General features: G+C 65.3%; 20 protein-coding genes and 3 pseudogenes. 8 read left to right on the plus strand and 15 right to left on the minus strand.

The annotated features are described in order from the left end of the window. Positions 1-4: 4 nt before the first annotated feature. From AB0H81_RS06750 to AB0H81_RS06770, 5 genes and pseudogenes are all read right to left on the minus strand, one after another. Positions 5-352, minus strand: a complete 348-nt coding sequence (locus AB0H81_RS06750) for a hypothetical protein (protein ID WP_358370217.1) — start codon at positions 350-352, stop codon at positions 5-7. A 14-nt stretch (positions 353-366) separates the two neighbouring features. Beyond that, positions 367-495, minus strand: a complete 129-nt coding sequence (locus tag AB0H81_RS06755) for a hypothetical protein (RefSeq protein ID WP_358370220.1) — start codon at positions 493-495, stop codon at positions 367-369. Positions 496-731: 236 nt separating this feature from the next. After that, a pseudogene (locus AB0H81_RS06760) lies at positions 732-1,046 on the minus strand (DUF2637 domain-containing protein); the annotation flags it as partial. A gap of 24 nt (positions 1,047-1,070) precedes the next feature. Further along, a complete protein-coding gene (locus tag AB0H81_RS06765; RefSeq protein ID WP_358370221.1) occupies positions 1,071-2,393 on the minus strand; it encodes an FtsK/SpoIIIE domain-containing protein in 1,323 nt (440 codons plus the stop codon). Beyond that, complete coding sequence (locus tag AB0H81_RS06770) at positions 2,386-2,715, minus strand: hypothetical protein (protein WP_253771626.1); 330 nt, start codon at positions 2,713-2,715, stop codon at positions 2,386-2,388. The genes AB0H81_RS06765 and AB0H81_RS06770 overlap by 8 nt, the downstream gene beginning before the upstream one ends. Positions 2,716-2,865: 150 nt before the next feature. On the opposite strand from AB0H81_RS06770, the gene AB0H81_RS06775 reads away from it, so the two are divergent. The 5 genes from AB0H81_RS06775 to AB0H81_RS06795 all read left to right on the plus strand — a co-directional run bounded on the left by AB0H81_RS06775 (position 2,866) and on the right by AB0H81_RS06795 (position 6,433). Beyond that, the gene (locus AB0H81_RS06775; protein ID WP_358370224.1) at positions 2,866-3,246 is read left to right on the plus strand and encodes a winged helix-turn-helix domain-containing protein; all 381 of its coding nucleotides are present in this window, start codon (positions 2,866-2,868) and stop codon (positions 3,244-3,246) included. A 245-nt stretch (positions 3,247-3,491) separates the two neighbouring features. Then, positions 3,492-4,520 carry an AAA family ATPase gene (locus AB0H81_RS06780; protein WP_358370227.1) on the plus strand — a complete coding sequence of 343 codons (1,029 nt, stop codon included), beginning with the start codon at positions 3,492-3,494 and terminating at the stop codon, positions 4,518-4,520. Continuing rightward, the gene (locus tag AB0H81_RS06785) at positions 4,517-5,053 is read left to right on the plus strand and encodes a guanylate kinase (protein ID WP_358370230.1); all 537 of its coding nucleotides are present in this window, start codon (positions 4,517-4,519) and stop codon (positions 5,051-5,053) included. The genes AB0H81_RS06780 and AB0H81_RS06785 overlap by 4 nt, the downstream gene beginning before the upstream one ends. A 617-nt stretch (positions 5,054-5,670) precedes the next feature. Then, complete coding sequence (locus tag AB0H81_RS06790) at positions 5,671-5,940, plus strand: GntR family transcriptional regulator (RefSeq protein ID WP_358370232.1); 270 nt, start codon at positions 5,671-5,673, stop codon at positions 5,938-5,940. Positions 5,941-5,950: 10 nt separating this feature from the next. Then, positions 5,951-6,433, plus strand: coding sequence for an NUDIX domain-containing protein (locus AB0H81_RS06795; protein WP_358370234.1), 483 nt, complete (start codon positions 5,951-5,953; stop codon positions 6,431-6,433). A 119-nt stretch (positions 6,434-6,552) separates the two neighbouring features. Here the strand turns inward: AB0H81_RS06795 and AB0H81_RS06800 are convergent, their stop codons facing one another. From AB0H81_RS06800 to AB0H81_RS06840, 9 genes are all read right to left on the minus strand, one after another. Continuing rightward, positions 6,553-6,732: a hypothetical protein gene (locus AB0H81_RS06800; RefSeq protein WP_358370237.1), complete on the minus strand. Its 180-nt coding sequence runs from the start codon at positions 6,730-6,732 to the stop codon at positions 6,553-6,555. A 26-nt stretch (positions 6,733-6,758) separates the two neighbouring features. Next, entirely contained in the window at positions 6,759-6,959 is a 201-nt protein-coding gene (locus tag AB0H81_RS06805) for a hypothetical protein (protein ID WP_358370239.1), read from the minus strand. 240 nt (positions 6,960-7,199) lie between these two features. Further along, positions 7,200-8,300 carry a DUF3578 domain-containing protein gene (locus AB0H81_RS06810; protein WP_358370241.1) on the minus strand — a complete coding sequence of 367 codons (1,101 nt, stop codon included), beginning with the start codon at positions 8,298-8,300 and terminating at the stop codon, positions 7,200-7,202. A gap of 237 nt (positions 8,301-8,537) precedes the next feature. Continuing rightward, positions 8,538-9,548: a NaeI family type II restriction endonuclease gene (locus tag AB0H81_RS06815; RefSeq protein WP_358370244.1), complete on the minus strand. Its 1,011-nt coding sequence runs from the start codon at positions 9,546-9,548 to the stop codon at positions 8,538-8,540. A gap of 264 nt (positions 9,549-9,812) precedes the next feature. After that, positions 9,813-10,412 carry a DNA cytosine methyltransferase gene (locus tag AB0H81_RS06820; RefSeq protein WP_358370247.1) on the minus strand — a complete coding sequence of 200 codons (600 nt, stop codon included), beginning with the start codon at positions 10,410-10,412 and terminating at the stop codon, positions 9,813-9,815. Then, positions 10,399-10,590 carry a hypothetical protein gene (locus AB0H81_RS06825; protein WP_358370250.1) on the minus strand — a complete coding sequence of 64 codons (192 nt, stop codon included), beginning with the start codon at positions 10,588-10,590 and terminating at the stop codon, positions 10,399-10,401. The genes AB0H81_RS06820 and AB0H81_RS06825 overlap by 14 nt, the downstream gene beginning before the upstream one ends. Positions 10,591-10,607: 17 nt before the next feature. Next, complete coding sequence (locus AB0H81_RS06830; protein ID WP_358370253.1) at positions 10,608-10,814, minus strand: transposase; 207 nt, start codon at positions 10,812-10,814, stop codon at positions 10,608-10,610. A gap of 81 nt (positions 10,815-10,895) precedes the next feature. Then, entirely contained in the window at positions 10,896-11,888 is a 993-nt protein-coding gene (locus AB0H81_RS06835) for a transposase (protein WP_358370255.1), read from the minus strand. A 1,019-nt stretch (positions 11,889-12,907) separates the two neighbouring features. After that, positions 12,908-13,864 (minus strand): HNH endonuclease signature motif containing protein, encoded by a 957-nt coding sequence (locus tag AB0H81_RS06840; protein WP_358370257.1) that lies wholly within the window; start codon positions 13,862-13,864, stop codon positions 12,908-12,910. A 108-nt stretch (positions 13,865-13,972) separates the two neighbouring features. On the opposite strand from AB0H81_RS06840, the gene AB0H81_RS06845 reads away from it, so the two are divergent. Then, on the plus strand, positions 13,973-14,563 hold the full coding sequence (locus tag AB0H81_RS06845; RefSeq protein ID WP_358370260.1) for a hypothetical protein: 591 nt from the start codon (positions 13,973-13,975) through the stop codon (positions 14,561-14,563). On the opposite strand, the gene AB0H81_RS06850 is transcribed toward AB0H81_RS06845, so the two are convergent. After that, complete coding sequence (locus AB0H81_RS06850) at positions 14,560-16,551, minus strand: hypothetical protein (RefSeq protein ID WP_358370263.1); 1,992 nt, start codon at positions 16,549-16,551, stop codon at positions 14,560-14,562. The genes AB0H81_RS06845 and AB0H81_RS06850 overlap by 4 nt on opposite strands. A gap of 524 nt (positions 16,552-17,075) precedes the next feature. Between AB0H81_RS06850 and AB0H81_RS06855 the strand changes: the two are divergent. Together AB0H81_RS06855 and AB0H81_RS06860 are read left to right on the plus strand one after the other, a co-directional pair. Then, a pseudogene (locus AB0H81_RS06855) lies at positions 17,076-18,194 on the plus strand (IS256 family transposase); the annotation flags it as partial. A gap of 8 nt (positions 18,195-18,202) precedes the next feature. Next, a pseudogene (locus tag AB0H81_RS06860) lies at positions 18,203-18,832 on the plus strand (transposase); the annotation flags it as partial. Positions 18,833-18,877: the final 45 nt, after the last annotated feature.

Below are 18,877 nucleotides of genomic sequence, written 5' to 3' on the forward strand. Positions count from 1 at the left end.
CCCTTCAGGCCGTGGGGCCCGGGTCGGTGTCGGTGGAGTCGTAGACGGTCCGGTAGGCGGCTTCGGCGGCTGCGTGGCGGGCGCGGGAGTCGGCGAGGATGGCGGTGGCCTGGTACTCGACGGCGCCGAGCCGGATGAAGGTCGAGTAGTGGCCGTTGTGCTCTTCCGTCGTGGTGCCGAGCAGAGCCGCGATGCCGTCGATCTCGGCCCGCATCTCGTCGTCGGACGCTCTCTGGGCCAAGTGGTAGACATCGACCCGGTGAGGTGCCGGGATGTCGGGGCGGTCGTGGATGAGTTGGGCGAGGGCGCGAAGGCCGGCTACGAGCGCCAGTCGCGCCTGTGGGTCGGGCATCGGCTGCTGTCCTTTCACGGGGTTGGTGCGGGGTGGATGGTGCGGAGCAGATCGGCGGCGAGTTGGTTGGAGACGCCCAGGCGGGCGCGGAGCAGGTCGCGGGTGATGGGTCTGCCGTGCTTGGCGGTGTGCTCGTCGGCCACCCGCCGGGCGTAGTCGACGAGGGCCGGGTCGGTGCGGGCCCGTCGTCCTGGCCGTCCTCGCCGGCGGGGACGAGAGCGCGACGGTCTGGGACCGCTGAGGACGTCTCGGGGACGGCCGGGGACGCCGAGACTGTTACCGGAGACGTCTGCGGGGCGTCCTGCGGACGCGAAGCGCAAGCCCGTCGTTCGAGCATCGATACGGCGACGAGGAACGCGCCCGCGGGTGTCGCGGCGGTGATCCAGCCCCAGGCGGTCGGTTCGGCTTGGGCCAGGTTGGCGGCCAGGGACAGTACGATCCCGCCGGCCAGGACGAGGACGGGCCAGGAGATCGGGCCCCGCCGTTCCCGGCCGGTCTTCTTGTCGCGTTGACGTTCGCGGGCGGCCATGACGCAGGTGAGGTCGATGCAGACGGCAATGGCCCAGGACATCCAGCCGGTCTGGCCGTGTTCGCTGGCGGTGTCGCGGATGTGGGCGAACGAGCCCGCGCCCGCGATGAGGGCCAGGACGAGGACGGGGCCGGTGTCCACGAGCCAGGCGGCGATGTGTCGCATCGGAGTCCTCCCTTCGAGGTGCGGTCAGACGGCGGGGATCTCGTGTGGCTGGGCGGCCATGACCTCGTCCCAGGGCAGGGCGAGGTGAGCGTGGGTGCGGGCGGCGTGTTCGGCGGCCTGCTCGGTGACGTAGAAGGAGCGGGCGCGGTACCACTGGCCGTCCTGGCCGGCGACGATGGCGACGCCGGGTGTCTCGGCCGGGATGGCGCGGGCGGAGACGAGGGCCGCCGGGTCGAGGTCGCCGAGCGTCATGGTGGCGGTCTCCGGGTCGTTGACCCGGTGGCAGATTCGTCCCGAGCACTGGGCCCGCAGGGCGGTGACGCCAGGCCCGAGGTCGGAGCCGATGCGCTGGCCGCAGCAGAAGAGGTAGATGCCGAACGCCCGGCCGAGCTGGGCCACCCGTAGCAGCGCGGTGGAGGCTTTGGCGATCTCGTCTTTCTCGCTCTTGTCTGCCATGAGGTACAGCTCGGCCAGTTCGTCGACCAGGACGACGATCGGGACGGGCCGTACGGCGGGTGGAAGTTGCCAGATGTTGCGGGCACCGGCCATCCGGCACACGCCCATCCGGTCGGCCATGAGTGTGACCAGGTCGTCGAGCAGGGTCCCGCACTCGGTCCTGGTGGTGGCCAGCGCGGACAGGCGCGGCGCGTACGGGGTGAACTCCACCCCGCCCTTGAGATCGAACCCGACCAGCGCCACGGGTTGCGGGGCCAGGCCGACGATGAGCGCGTTGGCCAGGTTGGACTTGCCCGACTGGGTCGCTCCGGCGTTGATCCAGTGCGGGACGGTCGTGAAGTCGACCACCCACGGCCCGCCGGTCTCCAGCTTGCCCACGGTGACCTTGAGGAGTTCGGTCGAGGCCGGGAGGTCGGCGACCTTGACCAGCGGATCGCGCATCGTGGTGGCGAGGACGACCCTGCCGGGGCGGGGCGAGGAGACGCGGACGGCGTGCACGCCCCAGGAGTGTGCGAGCCGTTCGGCCACCTCGGCGTAGTCGGCCGGGATCTGTCCTTCGAGGGTGTGGATGGTGACGCGCCAGCCGTGTCGGGTCGGCATCGGCAGCCACATGAACGGCTTGGTGTCCACGGCGATGCGCTGGAACTTGCGCTTGACGCGGACGACGCCGGTCGAGGCGACCAGGCCCGGGACGGTGGTGAACCAGAAGCGCTGCCGCTTCTTGGTGAGCCCGCAGCCGAGGGCGACCTTGCGCCAGGTGGCCCACACGCTGATCGCGACCAGCGGGTAGCCGAGGGCGAGCCAGAAGGAGCGGTAGTGCCAGTGGTGCCAGGCCCAGAGCCCGGCCGCGATGGCGGCCGAGACTCCGAGCAGGGTGAGCAGGTCAGACACCGGCGGCCTCCCGTAGCGGGAGCAGCGCGGAGGCGCGGTAGCTGATCCCCCAGCGGCCGGCGATCTCCCAGACGTAGCCGACCAGGCCGACGGCGTTGACCGGGTCGCCGGCGGTGATGGGCGGCTCTCCAGTGATGCCGATCTTGACGAGTTCGATCCGGCCGAACTCGTCCTCGACCGAGACGGTGACCTCGTAGACGGTGTTGCCGTTCTTGTCGGTCTTGATCTCGCCGGTGTCCTTGTTGAGCACGCGAGGGCGCGGGGCCTTCACGCAGGTGATCGTGAGCTTGCTGGTGTCCACAGGGATGGGGACGGTGCGCATGGCGGTTTCCTTCGTTCGATCGGAGTGAACCTCTTGGCATACATAGAACGCTTGGAATTCTAAGTTGTCAAGGGATTCCACGAAGACTTGGTTGGCATGTCGGATGGGGTGTGCTGAACTGGAGGCAGACAACCTCGCGAAGGGCACGGGATGGTCGAGAAGACGGGTCGCCCCGGCTACCTCCAGATAGCCGACGACCTGCGTAGGCAGATCAGGACGGGATCACTCGCTCCCGGCGCGGCGCTGCCGTCGACCGCTCAGCTCTGCCAGCGCTACGACGTGTCCGCGAGCGTGGTCAAGGCGGCCATCAGCGTGCTCCGCACCGAGAACTTGGTCGTCGGCCAGCAGGGCAAGGGCGTGTTCGTCCGCGAGGGCGCCGCCGAGGCCAGCATCGAGGCCGACGCCGAGGGGTCGGTCTCGGCGGACGTCATGGACCAGCTCTCTCAGATGCGCCAGACCCTTGCTGATCTCGGCGGGCGGATCGCCGATCTGGAGAAGGCCGTGTTCCAAGAGCGGAAGCGATCTCGCTGACCCGGCAGGCCAGCTCCTCCATCTCGGCCTGAATAGCGCGAAGCTCATCCAATAGCCGCTTGTTTGCGGTCATTCTGGCACCCCTTTCTGGTCGTCCTCTATCCCGGCGGGGATGCCGTTAGTTCATCGCGCATTCGCACTGTTCGGTATCACAGAGCGTTAGCTAAGCTTCTTCATTGCTGCCTGCACGGCGGTTACACATGCGCTTTCACATGCCCGCTTCTCAAAGTGCGCAAAAGGATGCGATGAAGACAATCCAGCGGCCCGGCTGGCGCCCCCTGCTGCTGCGCCAGCACCGGGAGGCGCACGGCCTGACCCTCGAAGCAGCAGGTGACCAGCTCCGACAGGTCGCTCACCGGCACGGCCTCGTCGCACCAGCCGCCAATTTCCAGACACTATGGGCACACGAGCAGGGATCGGTATATCCCGGACCACACTACCGCCGCGCGTATTGCCTCCTCTATCAGGCAACTGAGCCCAAGCTAGGTTTCCGCCTACCACTACCCGGCGAAATAACCGAAGTGGAAAATTCCATCTCGGATTTGCCCGCGCCCACCGACCCCGCAGCGGACAACGCCGCCGCCCAGGTCATCGAACAGACCCTTATCAAAGTGTCCGGCAGCCCTTCTAACGCCGAGCAGAACGCACTCCTCAACCGCGTGGTTGACGCCTGGCGCCGCCGGCACGGCAAAGGCAGCCCGAAACCGATCCTCACCCTCGTCGGCGGCTACGCCGGATCCGGCAAGACCGAGTTCTCCCGGTTCCTGTCCGACATCACCGGCTGGGCTTTCCTCGACAAGGACTCCCTCACCCGAGCCATGGTCGAACGCCTGCTCGTCTCCCTCGGCGGCGACCCGCACGACCGTCACATTGAGTTGTACCTGCGCGAGGTCCGGCCGCTGGAGTACCGCTGCCTGATGGAGACCGCGTTCGACAACCTCAACGTCGGCACCTCGGCCATCCTGTCGGCCCCGTTCATCGCCGAGCTGGCCGACCCGGACTGGGTATCCCGCCTCACCAACCGCTGCGCGGCCAAGGGCATCGACGTCGCCGTGGTGTGGGTGCGCTGCGACGTCGAGTCCATGCGCGAGTACATCGAGTTCCGCGGCGCCGCCCGCGATTGCTGGAAGCTCGACAACTGGGACACCTACACCAGCGGCCTCAACACCGAGACCTGTCCACCCACCGCGCACATCACCGTGGACAACCGTCTCGGCGCCGCGATCAGCCTGGCCGACCAGACCCGCGAGACCCTCAAACGGATCCTGCCGTGAAGGGCGTCGTCCTGTATGGCCCGCCCGCCAGCGGCAAGAGCACCACCACCGCCGCCCTCACGGCTCGTGATCCGAGGTTCGTCCTGTTGCGCAAGCTCAAGGCCGGCAGCAGGCGCGGCACCGAATACGACTTCGTCACCTCCGAACACCTCGCCCGGTTGCGAGCCGCCGGACGGCTGCTCGCGGAGACTCACCGCTACGGCAACGTCTACGCCATCGACCGCCACCAGATCGAGCAAATGGCTCATACCGGGCGAGTTCCGATCGTTCACATGGGCAACATCCCTGACGTCCTGCGCCTGTCCGAAGCCGGCGCATGGCTTCTCGTCCTGCTGTGGGTACCGCGCGATGTCTGTGAGCGGCGATCCCGGGAACGAGGTGACGGCGACACCGCCGGACGTCTGAGCGCATGGGACGAGACCCTGCTCGACCTGCAAGCCCACGACACCGGCCTCTTCTCACTGCGGATACGCACCGACCAGGTGGCACCCGAGGAAGCGGCACGACAGATAACCGAGGCCCTTCCCCGCTAGGAGGCGCCGCTCCTCGGTCACCGCGCCTGACCGCTCAAGATCCGATGCCATAGGTCCTTCGCCGCACATTCCCGCATCCAGCTTGTCTCGACGACGTCAGCCGGGGAGCCAGCCAACATCCGCCGGACGAACCACAACCCGCCCGCCGTACACAGTTCGAAGTGCGGACGTTGGCACCAGCAGGTGTGTTCACGCACGCGCAACCGCTCGGCGCGCGGCACGCTCCGCTCCCACCCCACCGGCTCAGCCCATGGCTCAGGAGGAGCAGCGTGCGGTCCGTGGTAGTCATGCAGGTCCATGACGCCGCCACATCACTGCCGGACCTGCTGCGCTCGCAGCAGTGCCACGAGGGTCACGTAATCGTCGGCGCTAACCGTCTGCTCAAGCCCCGCGTCGATCTCTGCCCTGCAAAGCGAAGTGCCTCGCCTGGTCGCGTAGAGGGCACCCGCATCGCTACAGAAGAAGGACCAGCCGGGGAACGTGGCGCGAAGTGCGTCGAGGTCGCAACCGGGAAGTGCCATGGGGCCAGCGTAAGCAAAGCTCAGATGGGTTGTCTATAGGGCTCCATAGGGCCATCCGGAAAACGATGGGGCGTTACGGGTTCCTACAGTGACGTCATGATCGAGTTCCGCCAGGACCGGCCTCGCTGGGAGCAGGTCGCCGACGTGATCCGTGAGCGCATCGCCGCCGGCGTCTACCGCCCCGGCTCACGAGTGCCGAGCGAGAACGATCTGATGCAGGAGTTCGGCATCGCCCGCATGACCGCCCACAAGGTGATGCGAGCCCTCCGCCAAGAAGGCACCATCTACACCGTCCGCGGCCTCGGCAGCTTCGTCAGCCAACCAAGCAACGCGAAGCCATCGGACGAAAAAGGCTCCAGCACGTAAGCTCCGGACCGTGACTCGCAGGATCGACTTCTACAACGACCCACAAGCGCCAGCCGCGAACAGCCTCGTCCCCTCGGTCAACGTCGTCGTCACCAACGAAGCCGGCCACATCCTCATGATCCGCCGCTCCGACAACGACAACTGGGCGCTACCCGGCGGAGCCATCGATCTCGGCGAGTCCATCCCGGCAGCAGCTGTGCGCGAGACGCTGGAAGAGACGGGCATCACGTGCGAGGTCACAGGGCTCGTCGGGACCTACAGCGATCCCAACCACGTCATCCTCTACACGAGTAATGGTGAGGTCCGGCAGGAGTTCTCCATCGTCCTCACCGCTCGAGCCATTGCTGGCGAGCCGACACCCAGCGCCGAGTCCTGCGACGTCCGCTGGGTTCCGCGGGATGAGATGGCGAACTACCAAATGGATCGCTCCATGAGCCTGCGCATCAGCCACTACCTCCAGGCGGACGGGAACCAGAGTCCGCACATCGGCTAACTCAGTCGGTTACTCAGATCCAATGGCGGCCAGCAACCGAATCGGGAGCGCCAGCGACGGAGCAAAACGCCCAGGTCACGGCCATGCCCGTTGTATGGATGAGTACTTTCTCCACGGTTTTAAAGGCGATCCGCCTTCGGCGGCTCGCCGCGCGTCGGGCGGTCGCTGGCCGCGCTGCGGCTCTTCGGCCGGTCGCGGCCCGCGCCGCCCACGCGCTTGTAATCACCAGGCGGCAGGCTCTGCGAGATGCGAATGTGCTTTGCCTGCACTGTTGTGGTAGCTGCCGTGATGATCGCCAACCCGGTGAACCTTCCCAGTCAGAGGTCTACTTGTCGCGCAAGGTCTCGATTTCGGCGGTCACCACGGCCATGCCGCGCACGTGCGTGTAGTACTTGGTCCCGTACTCGTCGTCGATCGCTGGGAGAACCTTCTCGAACGCCGCTGTGAGCCGCGGCAGGCCAGAGCGGTGTTGTTTGCTGAGCGGGCCTTTCAAGGACGCCTGCGGCGAAGCCGTAGGCGTCCGCATCGAGCATCACCATGTCCTGGTCCTTAATGTCGAGGCCGCGGAAGCCGGCTGGGAACGGCATGGCCATGTGCTCGGCCATCATCTGCGAGAGCGCGTCGAAGTTCTCTTCCAACATCCGGGAAATCCTCCTAAGCCACGCGGGCGTCCCTGAGTGCGGTTCGCGTCATTGGACTGGACGTCCCGGCACGCCAAACGCGGGCCCCAACCCGGTGAACCTATCCAGTCAGAGCACTAGCCGCCTCACAGTCCGGTTCGGTGGATGTAGGAGATGACGGTCAAGGTCTCCTCCTCAATGGTCCACGGCGAGGTGCAGTGGAGGACTCCACCGGTCGCGGCCACAGGCTCAACGGTGCGATCCAGTTCGATGGAGTGGACGATCATAAGGGCGTTGTCCGGCGCGAACCTGCGCTGCCATTCGACCTCGGACCGCGTCAGAATGATCTGGCTACCGTCGGATGTGGTCCCCTTCACCTCTACGTGAAGCTTCTCGTCTCCTCGCATCAGGTGCAGGTCGTACGGCTTGCTGGCACCGACGTCCTTCACAGTCCATCCCTGGGCCTCGAAGTGTTCCGTGGCGAGCAGGACACTGCGCTTCTCAATGGCCCTGCGCTCGGCGGCGGTCAGGAGGAAGCCCTGACCGCCCTTGCGGGCGCTCCTGCGGTTCGCGGCGGTCGCCGCAGTCTGCGTTGCCTCTCGGACCTCCACCGGCAGGTCGCCGGGAACGTAGGTCGCATCGTCCGCGGCCTTGTAGAGGAGGCCTAGGAACCGCGCCATGAAGAGCAGATCTTCTCTCAGGACATCCGAGTTGGGGATGGCATCGCGCTGATACTCGATGGCCACGACGTTGCCCGGCCCATAGCCCCTACCAAGCTTCGTGCGTGCATTGAGACGGATCTCCGTCAGCAAGTCGGCGCGCTCGGCGGCAACTTGCTCGATGAGTGGGCGGGCCCAGTCGGTGCGCTTTTTCAGGGCGGCAGGCTCGCGGGGCTTGAGCTCTCCGGCGATCCACTCGGTAGTGCCCTGGTTGAGCGACAGGTAGGCGCGTTCACCGTCGCCGCTGAACAGATAGACGATGTACCAGCCGTCGGTTGCGCGCGGGGTTCTGCTCTTGGAGTAGACGCGGGTCCATGCGACTTCAGCCCTCTGACCGGCCCCATCCTTGCCCTCCACCCCTACGTCATCGAGGGGTATCGCCATGGCTACGGCAAGAGCCTCGGCATGCTCGCGCAGCCAGTCGCGGATCTCGGTACGAACGACGAAGCCACGGCGCTGCATCTCTTCGGTGTTTTTCGCCTGCCACACCTTCTGAAGGTCGAGCACCTCACTCAAAAGTTTATCCACGCCCGAACAGTAGCTATGGGCACCGACATTGGGCTACAAGTTGGCCTGAGCGGTACCGCGGTTTCGGCCGGGTCAGCAGGCCTGCCTATGGCGTAGCACGCTGCCAGTGCCGCTCAACCTTTCCAGTCGGACGTTTTAGAGCGGCACAGGCAACAACGCGGCGTTCTTCGTGAAGCCTGCCGGCCTATCCCGTAGACCTGCTGAGCCGTCGTGCTGCAGAGACGTTTGAGTAGGCCGCTACGAGGTGAGATCCCCAGGTCCGTTCTGCCCGTCGATCTTTCGTGTATAGGGAAGGTCGGGCGCTGGATCGGGTTCAAGATGCAGCTCATCTTCACGAGCGCGCGCCCAGAACTGGCCGTCTAGTGAGAATTTCGGTCGCGCATCGTCAGAAGAGACAGGAACGAGTCGAGTGGAGATCCATTCACCCTTGATCGGTACCGGCAATTCGAGCGCGCGAGCGATGTGGGGGTGTGATCCCTGGTGACCCAGCACGATGATGCCGTCCGGACGCAGATGTATCCGTGCGTCGCGGGCTCGCTTCGGAGGGTCGTCCTGCTGGCCGACGGTCAACACCGTCTGTCGGCCAATGATCCGGTCCCGCACCTCGCGGAACAGCTGGTTCAGCCGCTGTTGTCCTGATGAGTCTCGGCGTTGCAGTGAGGCAGTAAGAATCCGCTCACGTGCTTCGGCATCCAAGTGGAGGAGCAGATTTGTCGGCAGATCGGTCTGGAGCCCGCCCCAGAGCCAGTACACCTCAGACTTGGCGCTGGAGTCGGGCTTGCGCTTGTTGTCTCGGTTGTAGGCACGGACGCGGTCGCCGTTTGCGCCTCGCTCCTGCCTCCAGCGCAGACGCTCATCAGTGATCCGGACTATGCCGGCGGCCCACTGGCTCGTATCGTCGTTCATCCAGGTCAGGACTGCAACATGGTCGGCACGACCACTACGCTCGCCGTGGTCAGCGCACAGATACATCTCCATCGGGATCTCCCAGCCACCGAGATCCTTGGAGAATTTGCAGTCGATGTCGCGGCCGGCGATGGACCAGTCGAGGTCGGTGCCGTTGTCGATGTCGAACTCTTTGGTGAGGTTCACCTCGACGGCTGTGCCGAGATACGTCTTCTCAGTCTTCGTCAGGTGCTGGTACGCCCAGCGCCCTGTCCGCGGACCATCGAGCAATTCGTCGAGGGAGTCACGAAGTGCCCACCGGAAGCGCTCTCGCGCCTGCGGCTGGTTGTAGAACCACTCCACGAACGGGGCAAGGTCATCGGGGACGTGCTGCGTAAGACCGGACGGGATCCGCCACTCTCGCGGCACCCTGCCCATGGCCTCGCGCGGGGGATCCCAGATGCGGAACCTATTGCGGCGCGAATACTTCTCCGCTAACGCTCGCGACTCCTGCATGCCAGCCGGAGCGGCATCCTGTGGGAACGGAAGACGCTCTTGTATCGTCACTCGCTGAAGTCTGGCAGTAGGCATGCGGGTTCGACGAATCCCACCACAGCAGGCCCATCGTCAATCAGCAGAAGATGCATCCTCGACCGACCGGTGAACCGCCCACGTGTTAAGGCTCTTCAGCTTGTCTTCGCTGGGGCTGGTCCAGCCGAATGCGGCGCTGAGGATATGCATAGCCAGCCGGGGAGGCACGGCGTTGCCAGTCTGCTGACCGACGTCACGTCCGGACCACGGGGAGTTGGTCGGAAAGGTCTGGAGGCGGCCTGCTTCGGAGAAGGAGAAGCGATCGATTTCGGAGCCATCCGGGCCGACGACGCGATTGCGGGATATCTTCCCCGTGACTGTGGCGGACGGCTCATCGGACCGCCTGCGACCGCGGGCTTTCGGGTCGCCACCGGTGCCGTAATTGGAGATAACCTCGAAGACGGTCGGTCGGCTGATCACGTCGGCCATCGTCCGCCACGGCAACAGGTTCGTGTCCCCGGAGTCTCGAGCGACGCCCTTGCGGTAGATGCGGTGGGTCGCTGGTGGGAGCGTCACCGGATCCTTGCCGTATCGGGCGATCAGGACAGCCCGCCGACGGGTTTGCGGGACGCCGAATGCCTCGGTGTGCAGGATGCCGCAGTCGACCTGATAGCCTCCTCGATCAATGCCTTCCATCTGCCTTCCACACCGGAAGTACAGCGGGCACCTGCTCAAGGACGATCGCCCGGTAGGGGCGGTCGACTTTGTCGATGGCGTCGAGCGCCCACATGAGAGGTTGCAGGACGAGCCCCGTCCGCTCGTCGTCCAGCTTGGAAAGATCCTTCTCGATCTCTTCGCGGTCCTCTCGGGCCACGAGCCGTTCGACAAACTCTAGAACCTCGTCAAGGGCCCTGCGGCCGACGCCTGTTCCCGCGACAGTGAAGGTCTGGCACTGGTGAGGATGCGCCCGGCTTTGGCCGTGGTGCAGCGCGGGCGCAGGGGGCAGCCGGCGCACTGGCTGGTGAAGAACGCCTTGCGCTGCTGGTTGCGGCCGGACGGTGCCGACAAGGGAACCTGGTGCCCGGCCGGGTAGGTCACGGGTGCTGCCCGCGGTGTCGATGGCGAAATCGTCCAGGTCGAATCCGCCGGGCACGGCCGGGCGCAGCGGCGCGGGTTTGATCACGGCACGATGCCCTGCTTCCACCAGCGCCTGCGACAGGGCCCACTGGAGTAGGCGGCATCGCCGAAGACCTCCACCGGGCTGGTCTCCTCGGCGAGCAACTCGGCGGCCAGGGCGGCCTCGTGATGGGCGGCACCGGATCCGGGCCGTAACGCTACGGCGGTGAACAGGCCGGTCTCGGGTTCGACCGCCACGTGGGCCTTGAATCCATCCTGGCGGTGGGTGCGGGTCTTGTGCACATGCCGGGATTCGGGATCGACGGTGGAGATCACCCGGTCCGGGGCGATGCGCCGGCGCCCGTCCCGGCCGTCGGAGCCATCGGCCGGTTCCACATCCTGCCCGGCTAGCAGGGCCAAAAGGCCCACGGCGTTGGCCGCCTGCTCGTCCAAGGGCTGGGCGGGCAGACCGGCCAGCAGCCGGATCGCGTCGGTGACCAGGGCGTCCACCAGTAGGGCCCGGGCCTGCTCGTCATCCCAGGCGATGCGCGGCTTGCCCGGATCGGCGTAGTCATGAGCGGTGCAGTCTTCGGCGGCGATCTGCACAGCACCCGGCACGTGACGGATCACCCGCCGGATCGCGGCGATCAACTGGGTAACGGTGTCCTGGGTGGCCACCCCGTCGTCCAGCACCGCCGAACCCAGCGCCCGCCGCTGCCTGCCCGCCAACACGCCGGTCGCCGCGATCACCTCACCCACAGCCTCAAAGATCCGGTTCGGGTGGCGGGAGCGGGCCGGCCGCCGCCGGAAGTAGGTCAGCAGCGACGGATCGAAGGCGGTGTCATACAGCCCCAGCCCGGGCCGCCTTCCAGCGCAGATCACACCGCAACGCCTGCACACTGTCGACGTCCGACAGCCCTTGAGCGTCTGCAGCACCACCGCAGCCGCCAGGACCTGCGGCGGCATGCTCGGCCGCCGGTTGCGCGAGGGATACATGTCCGCGAACATCTCCGCGGGAAACAGCACCTGGCGATGCTCGGCCAAGAACGCGAACATGCTCTTTGCCGGGATCAACTCCCGGCAGGTCTGCCACACATCCGGCCCGACCAGCTCTCCGGTCCACTCACACTGCACAACAACCGCTGTGGCCTCATCCCAGAAGGAACGAGGCCAGAACGTAAGATCTTCAGTGGCCTTCTAGCGGATGTGTTTCCCGACCTCACCGCTGAGATCATCACTCTGCTGCGGGAGCAGGACGAGAACGCCCCTCTCGCCGGCACGGTCGGGGACCTGCTGTTCTATGGCGTGTGCGCCTATAGCTCCACGTGCACCACCCTCTTGACGGCCTCGCCGGGTTCCTCAGGTTCCTGGATGGTGCAGTTGGGAACGCACCGGTGAAGACGCCATCTGGCTGAGCTTGGACCCCACGGCGACGACGATCACGGACATCGAGGTTCTCGACGGACGTGACCTCGGTCCGGCGAGCCGCGGGCGGAACGTCTCTGGGTGACGGCCTGGGTATCAACGGCCTCGAGGGATGGTGGACACCCGTGGATGACGATGGACGGCTCGGAGAGTTCAGGCACCCACGCAAGCTTCCTCAGCATGGAGCAACAGACATGCCTGCTTGATCGTTCTCGGATTTGCCGAATGCATGCGCTCTTCGACAACTGGAACAAGTCGTACGAGAACACCGCTCTTCGAGATGCGCAGAACGGCTGCGCCAATCGCTCAAGTCTGTCGCTGAGAAGGACGAGCAGTTTGCCCCGCTGGCTAATCCGACTTCTACCTCGATAGGTGAAGACTGCATGGCTCTGGCAGGCGTTCCGGTAGCCACATCTCAGCCCTTCTTAGGTCGGCATGGGAGGAGTTTAGGACGTGACAGTTTTTAGGTGGCAAATGTCGAGATGGTTGGCAATCGCCGCCCATCGGGCGCAGGGGTCTTGCAGTCATCATGAAGGTGTTTCCTATTACTCCCTCTATCAAGATCCGTCTGGTGGCATAAATCTGTGTATGGTCGTTTCGGCGGGAAGGGCCTGGTCTGCCATTAGGAGCCCTATAACGACCCGCAGCGATCAACGCTGTCTGGCGCTCCAGGAGTCGAGAGCCAACTCGAAGTGTGTCTTCAAATATGAGGCATCCGGGCGCTTGGCGCTGCTCACCTTGAGTATCTGACCATCGAGCATCGCCAGCTCAGGATAACAGTGCAACCAGGGGGCAACACGAATGATCCAATCCGCTGTGTCCACACCGATTAGCTGGCGGTCGAAGAGGGCATGGAGGTCGCGGCGCAGCAGCAGGCCTCCACGTACATCATGTTCTGGCTCCTCGGAATACCTGTAGAGATGAGCGGCCTCGAGAACCTCCGGTGGCTGCGACCCTGTGAACGCACACACAGCTCCGAACCGTCGCAACAGCTCCTGCCGAAACTGTGCTTGACCTACACGAGCTCGTCCCAGGATGGGGCGGTGCCCACCCTGAATGACGCGCATTCCTCCCTCTTCGGCCCACCATAGGTTGCCCATATCGGCAGGATCGGCGAGAGCTTTGCGTACGCCCTCTAAGGACAACTCACGGATCGAGTGCTGTGCAGCTTGTGTCAGATAGGCGAAATTTAGCGCTGACACGAGAAACACGTCTGCGAGTGGGCGCCAAGTGCGGGAATAATCTGCCACGTAAAAGGTAACCTCTATCTCTTCCTGCTCTGGGAAATCGAACTCTGCGGCGCACTCAGTGACGGCGCACTTGAAGACTGGCTGCAGACGGCGTCGGAGCTTGAAGGCGGTGCTGCGACAGCTCGGACAACGGCGACGTACCTTGCCGCCAGGCTTCGTTGTGATCTCGTCTATCCACCCTAAGCCGAGAACGGAGCTTTTCCCTCTCAGTACCGCCAGATCGCCAGGCTGAACGCTTCGATGGTGCGCCACGGTGCTGTCCCAGACGTAGCGAACACCAAGAACGTCCTCGTACCCGAGGTTCCCCGCAAACTGGCGCTCGGATTCATCCAGTGTCAGAAAGCTCCAGGCACGCATGACCCCACCTGTCTTGAATTGACGAACTACTCGGGACGCAACCCAAGTGCTGCCAGGCTACCGATAGCAGCACTCTCACGGGAGGGCGCAGTGTGAGTGACTATTTGAGTGACAACCGCGCTGAAGGACTACGAACGCTGGCGAGCCGTGGCGGACACCCAGCCCTGGTACCGCGCCACGTCGGAGCAGGCCTCTGCCATCCGGAAATGGCTTCGCATCGAAGGGGTCATTCGTGTGGATCCTACGGGATCCCGCAAGGGGAAATATTTGTATGGAGAGAGGAGGGCCGGCGCATTGCAGGGCCGGCCCTCCGGCCTACCGCTGGCGAGGTATACGCTCGCACCAACGCGGGACTCCAAGGGCGCGAGCGACTTGTCCTTCGTAGTGTCTGACTTCGTCGTCGGGCAGGTCTCGGCGCAGGGGGAGAATGACCTGGCAGGTGAAGCGCTTTCGCTTCTCTGCGTCTCGCAGGTGTTCGCGGATCCTGCTGCTGGCGTCCGCGTTCAGCCTGGCGGTGCTGCCGACGTAGTCCACGGTCAGCTTGTTGTCGACGGGGTCACGATGTCCGAGCAGGTAAACGGCCACCGGCCATCCCACCCGGGCGCCGACTTCCTGGATAGCTGGCTTGGGGTGATCGAGCGCGGTCCCGAGAACGTCGCAGAGCTCGTGGTAGCGGCGGGCACTGAGCCGGCTCACTAGTGGTTCCCGGTGTCGTCGTCGGTCTCTTCGTCGTCGAGGTTGTCCTCGTCGTGGTCCAGGATGGTGGTGTCGTCGGGGAGTTCGTCCTCGTCGAAGGAGCTGAGGACGTCGTCCTCGTTGCCGTACCGCGCGTAGATCTTCATGAGCTGACCGGGGAACTCTTCGTAGACGTCGTCCTTCTTCAGGCCGATTTTGGCGAGGAGCTTCTTGCCGTGCTCGTCGGTGGCCGCCACGAGGTCCTTGAGCATCGTGTCGGCCGCCTTCAGATTGCGCAGGAGGGCCGTCTCGGCTTCCTGGTACTTCTGCTCCGGGGTCAGGGTGGGCGGCTTGTCCTGGCCCTTGTTCTTTTGGGAGGTGGGGATCTCCCCGTTGGTGAAGGCGAGGGCGCGGATGCCCATGTTCCCCTTCTGCCATGAGGTCGGGAAGTGGAGCTGATCGCCGTGCTTGTCTTTCTTCGGGATGCCGTCCGGGGTAAACTCGCGTGGCTTGGCGAGACTGTCACCATCGGCCCAGGCAATCGCGTCGGCGAGGACATGGATGCCGCCGGGAGTGGTGGCTAGCTCCTCGACCACCTTGTCAACACTGCCCCGCAGGTTCGGGATGCCCTGCACCGTGGAACCCTGGTCGCTCAGGAGGAGTCCGGCCGTGCAGAGCGCGGGACCACCGCGCGCCATCAGCTCGGCGATGGCGGGTGTGGCGGAGTTACCGGCTTCCAGATCGGCGAGGCAGGTTTTCCGGAGGGTCTTGCTGTCGACGCCGGTCACGGACCACGGCTCCATCAGCAGGTCGGGCGTGAACGCCCGCATGAGCGCACGTTCGGCGGACTCGGCGGGCGTGGTGAACTGCCGGACTACCAGGGGGCCGATCAGCTTGGCTCGCTTGACCTTGGTCAGCCGGCTTCCCGGCTCGGTGACCATGAACTCCCGGACCAGGTCGTCATTCGCGGCATCGCAGACGGCATGGACCAGCTTGGCGGCCCGCACGGAGGAAAGACCGGTCACTTCGCCGCGCCCCAGGATTGCTTCGGCGTCTTCCCTGCTCATCGCGCCCTTGGCCTCCAGCCGTAGAACGAACCGTTCTCCTAGGACGTTGCTCTGCGCCACATCGGAGAAGGGGCGCGGCTGGACGTGCACGCTCTCGACGTAGTCGTTGATGATCGCGGGGAAGCCGCCGGTGATTGGCGTGACCATGTCGTTCTCGACAGCCGCTACGACGATGAGAACCGGCATGGTCGCGGCGCGCGCTGCGGCGAGGCTCCGGAATGCGGTGGGTGTCTCTTCGAACCTGTCGGTATACGCCTTGTGGCCCGCCCGGAGATGAGCGAGAGGGTCGTGACTCTCCAGGAGAGGTGCAGCCGCGTCCACCTCAGACAGGTCGTGACAGGCCTCAACGCGCGTGCTGCCCTCCACGGTGTGAAGGAACCACCGCACGGTCACCGAACCGTCGGCGGCCTGCTCGTATGCGCGGGCGAGCACCACGACCGGAGGGTTCCACACGCCTCGCGGGTTGGTGGAGATCTGCGTGATGAGGTCGGGCGAGCGGATCGCCTGCGCGCTCGCCCGCACGGCTTCGGCCATGTCCTTCAGCGAGCTGCAGTGGTAGTCCACGATCGCGGGCTTGTGATGCCTGGGAATCGGCCACGGCCGGACGCCGTCCGCCTGCACATTCGTCTGGAGCGTGTAGCGGCTGCGACCGTTGCCGCCGTCACCTGAGATCATGTGCGTCCAGGCACGCGCCGGCTGTGCCAGGAGCATGTTGCCGTCCGGGGTTTGGATGGTCTGGAGATGTCCGAGCGGCTGCTTGGGGTCGATCTGACCACGAACCTCGGCAGGGTCGACGAGCGCCGAGGCCATGGTGAACGCCGCTTCCTCAGGCAGTTCGAAGGCTGACTCGTAGCGCCTTGCGGCATTCTTGATCGCGGTGCCGTTGGCGAGCGTGGGGAAGTTCACCTGCTCGCCAGCGAGGATGAAGGGGGTTGTTTCTTGCACTGGGGACGAGTCCTGTCTGTCGTTTAGACGGCGCCAAACCAGGGGCGCAGTCCCACGCATCGCGACTCGTCCCAGGGGCCCTTCCATCGAGTGGCGTGGGTCCGATCTGGCGACCGAGCTGACTCGGCTACCGGCTGTGGGTTATGCGGGCTGGCGATCGAACCTCGTCGTGACAACCACATCGGGTTTCACGTCGTGGAACGACCCAGAGCCCACCGCAGGCGGTACCGACCAGGTCAGTCACTAACGAGATTAACACTGCCTTGAACATTTCGTGGTTCTTTGTTGAATCACTTGGACTGACGGGCCGAACCATCGAATGAGTTGTGGCTGACGTCTCCATGACTCGGATCTGAGCGGGGTGCGGTTGCTTCCATGGAAATGGTGTATGGCAGCGCCGTCTCACGGCTGCGTCCATGGAAGTGGTGTACGAGTTTGACCTGGTCACAAGTGTGGCGGCCGTGAAATAGAGACGGCCATCGCGTGATCCTTTGAGTGCTATCGAAGATCAAAGGAGATGGGCGATGGCCGTAGCCAACAGTGTGACGCCTGGTCAGTGGCTGGCGAAGCAGATCGAGACAAGCAACCCCGATGTGTTGCGATCCATGGTGAAGACCATGGCCGAGGCGTTGATGTCGGCCGAGGCCGACAGCCTGTGCGGCGCCGAGTACGGCCGACGCAGCAGCGAGCGGACGAACTCGCGCAATGGCTACCGGGCGCGGGAGTGGGACACCCGGGCAGGGTCGATCGAGCTGGCGATCCCAAAGCTGCGTCAGGGCTCGTACTTCCCGGACTGGCTGCTGGAACGCAGGAGGCGGGCCGAGCAGGCGCTGATCAGCGTGGTCGCCACATCGTATCTGCTGGGTGTGTCGACCCGGCGGGTGGACAAGCTGATCGAGCAGCTCGGGATCAAGACGATCTCCAAGAGTCAGGTCTCGCAGATGGCCAAGGTCCTCGATGAGCAGGTGGAGGCGTTCCGCACCCGAGCGCTCGACAATGGGCCGTACACGTTCGTGTGGCTGGACGCGCTGACACAGAAGGTGCGTGAGGCCGGGCGGATCATCAACGTCCATGTGCTGGTGGCCACCGGGGTCAACGTCGACGGACGGCGGGAGATCCTCGGCCTGGAGGTCACCAGTGCCGAGGACGGCGCCGGCTGGCTGGCGTTCCTGCGCGGCCTGACAGCGCGCGGCCTGTCCGGCGTCCAGCTGGTCATCTCCGATGCCCACACCGGCCTGGTCTCGGCGATCGGCGCCACCCTGGCCAGCGCGTCCTGGCAGCGTTGCCGCACCCACTACCTGCGCAACCTGCTCACCGTCGTGCCGAAATCCGCCCAGCCGTTCGTCGCCACGCTGGTGCGCACCATCTTCGACCGGCCCGACGCCGCCTCCGTCCGCGTTCAGCACGCCTGGGTCGTCCAAACGCTCGAGGCCAAGCATCCGGTCGCCGCCGAACACCTGGACGCCGCCCGTGACGACCTCATCGCCTTCGCCGCCTTCCCCCGCGAGATCTGGACCCAGATCTGGTCCAACAATCCACAGGAACGGCTGAACAAGGAGATCCGCCGCCGCACCGACGTGGTCGGCATCTTCCCCGACCGGCCCGCCATCATCCGCCTTATCGGGGCGGTGCTGGCCGAGCAGACAGAAGCGTCGGCGACAGCGAGGACGGCGCGTTCTGGACCGCGTTCCTGCGCACCTTGAAGGCCCGCGGCCTGGCCGGAGTGCAGCTGGTCATCAGCGACGCCCATGCTGGCCTGGTGGCCTCCATCGGCGCGGTCCTGCTCGGCGCCGCCTGGCAACGATGTCACGTGCACTTCCTGCGCAATGTGCTCGCCACCGTCCCGAAGGGGTCGGCCGAGATGGTCGCCGCCGCCATCCGCACCATCTTCGCCCAGCCCACCCCCGACATGGTCCGTGACCAGCTCGGCGTGATCGCGGGCATGCTCGGCCGCCAGTTCCCCAAGGTCGAGGCGGTGCTGCACCAGGCCGCCGACGACGTCCTGGCCTTCGCCATCTTCCCACCCGCGCACTGGAAGAAGATCTGGTCCACCAACCCCCTGGAGCGACTGAACAAGGAGATCAAACGCCGTACCGACGTCGTCGGTGTCTTCCCCAACCCCGAAGCACTGCTCCGCCTGGCCGGCGCCGTCCTGGTCGAAGCCCACGACGAATGGCAGGTCGCCAACCGCCGCTACCTGTCCGAAAGCAGCATGGCCCTCATCACGACATCCAGCACTGACCAGCAGGAGGTGGCACAGACCGAACTGATGACGGCATAGTCAAACCAGCAGAGCCTCATGCGAGAGCCGAACTACACCACTCGG

It is taken from the genome of Nonomuraea sp. NPDC050691, assembly GCF_040654455.1.
Taxonomy (GTDB): domain Bacteria; phylum Actinomycetota; class Actinomycetes; order Streptosporangiales; family Streptosporangiaceae; genus Nonomuraea.

What these genes read in the sequence shown, in the direction of transcription:
- AB0H81_RS06750 (WP_358370217.1), bottom strand. Translation starts at nt 352, where the DNA reads ATGCCCGACCCACAGGCGCGACTGGCGCTCGTAGCCGGCCTTCGCGCC.
- AB0H81_RS06770 (WP_253771626.1), bottom strand. Translation starts at nt 2,715, where the DNA reads ATGCGCACCGTCCCCATCCCTGTGGACACCAGCAAGCTCACGATCACC.
- AB0H81_RS06775 (WP_358370224.1), top strand. Translation starts at nt 2,866, where the DNA reads ATGGTCGAGAAGACGGGTCGCCCCGGCTACCTCCAGATAGCCGACGAC.
- AB0H81_RS06780 (WP_358370227.1), top strand. Translation starts at nt 3,492, where the DNA reads ATGAAGACAATCCAGCGGCCCGGCTGGCGCCCCCTGCTGCTGCGCCAG.
- AB0H81_RS06790 (WP_358370232.1), top strand. Translation starts at nt 5,671, where the DNA reads ATGATCGAGTTCCGCCAGGACCGGCCTCGCTGGGAGCAGGTCGCCGAC.
- AB0H81_RS06805 (WP_358370239.1), bottom strand. Translation starts at nt 6,959, where the DNA reads ATGCGGACGCCTACGGCTTCGCCGCAGGCGTCCTTGAAAGGCCCGCTC.
- AB0H81_RS06820 (WP_358370247.1), bottom strand. Translation starts at nt 10,412, where the DNA reads ATGGAAGGCATTGATCGAGGAGGCTATCAGGTCGACTGCGGCATCCTG.
- AB0H81_RS06835 (WP_358370255.1), bottom strand. Translation starts at nt 11,888, where the DNA reads ATGTTCGCGTTCTTGGCCGAGCATCGCCAGGTGCTGTTTCCCGCGGAG.
- AB0H81_RS06840 (WP_358370257.1), bottom strand. Translation starts at nt 13,864, where the DNA reads ATGCGTGCCTGGAGCTTTCTGACACTGGATGAATCCGAGCGCCAGTTT.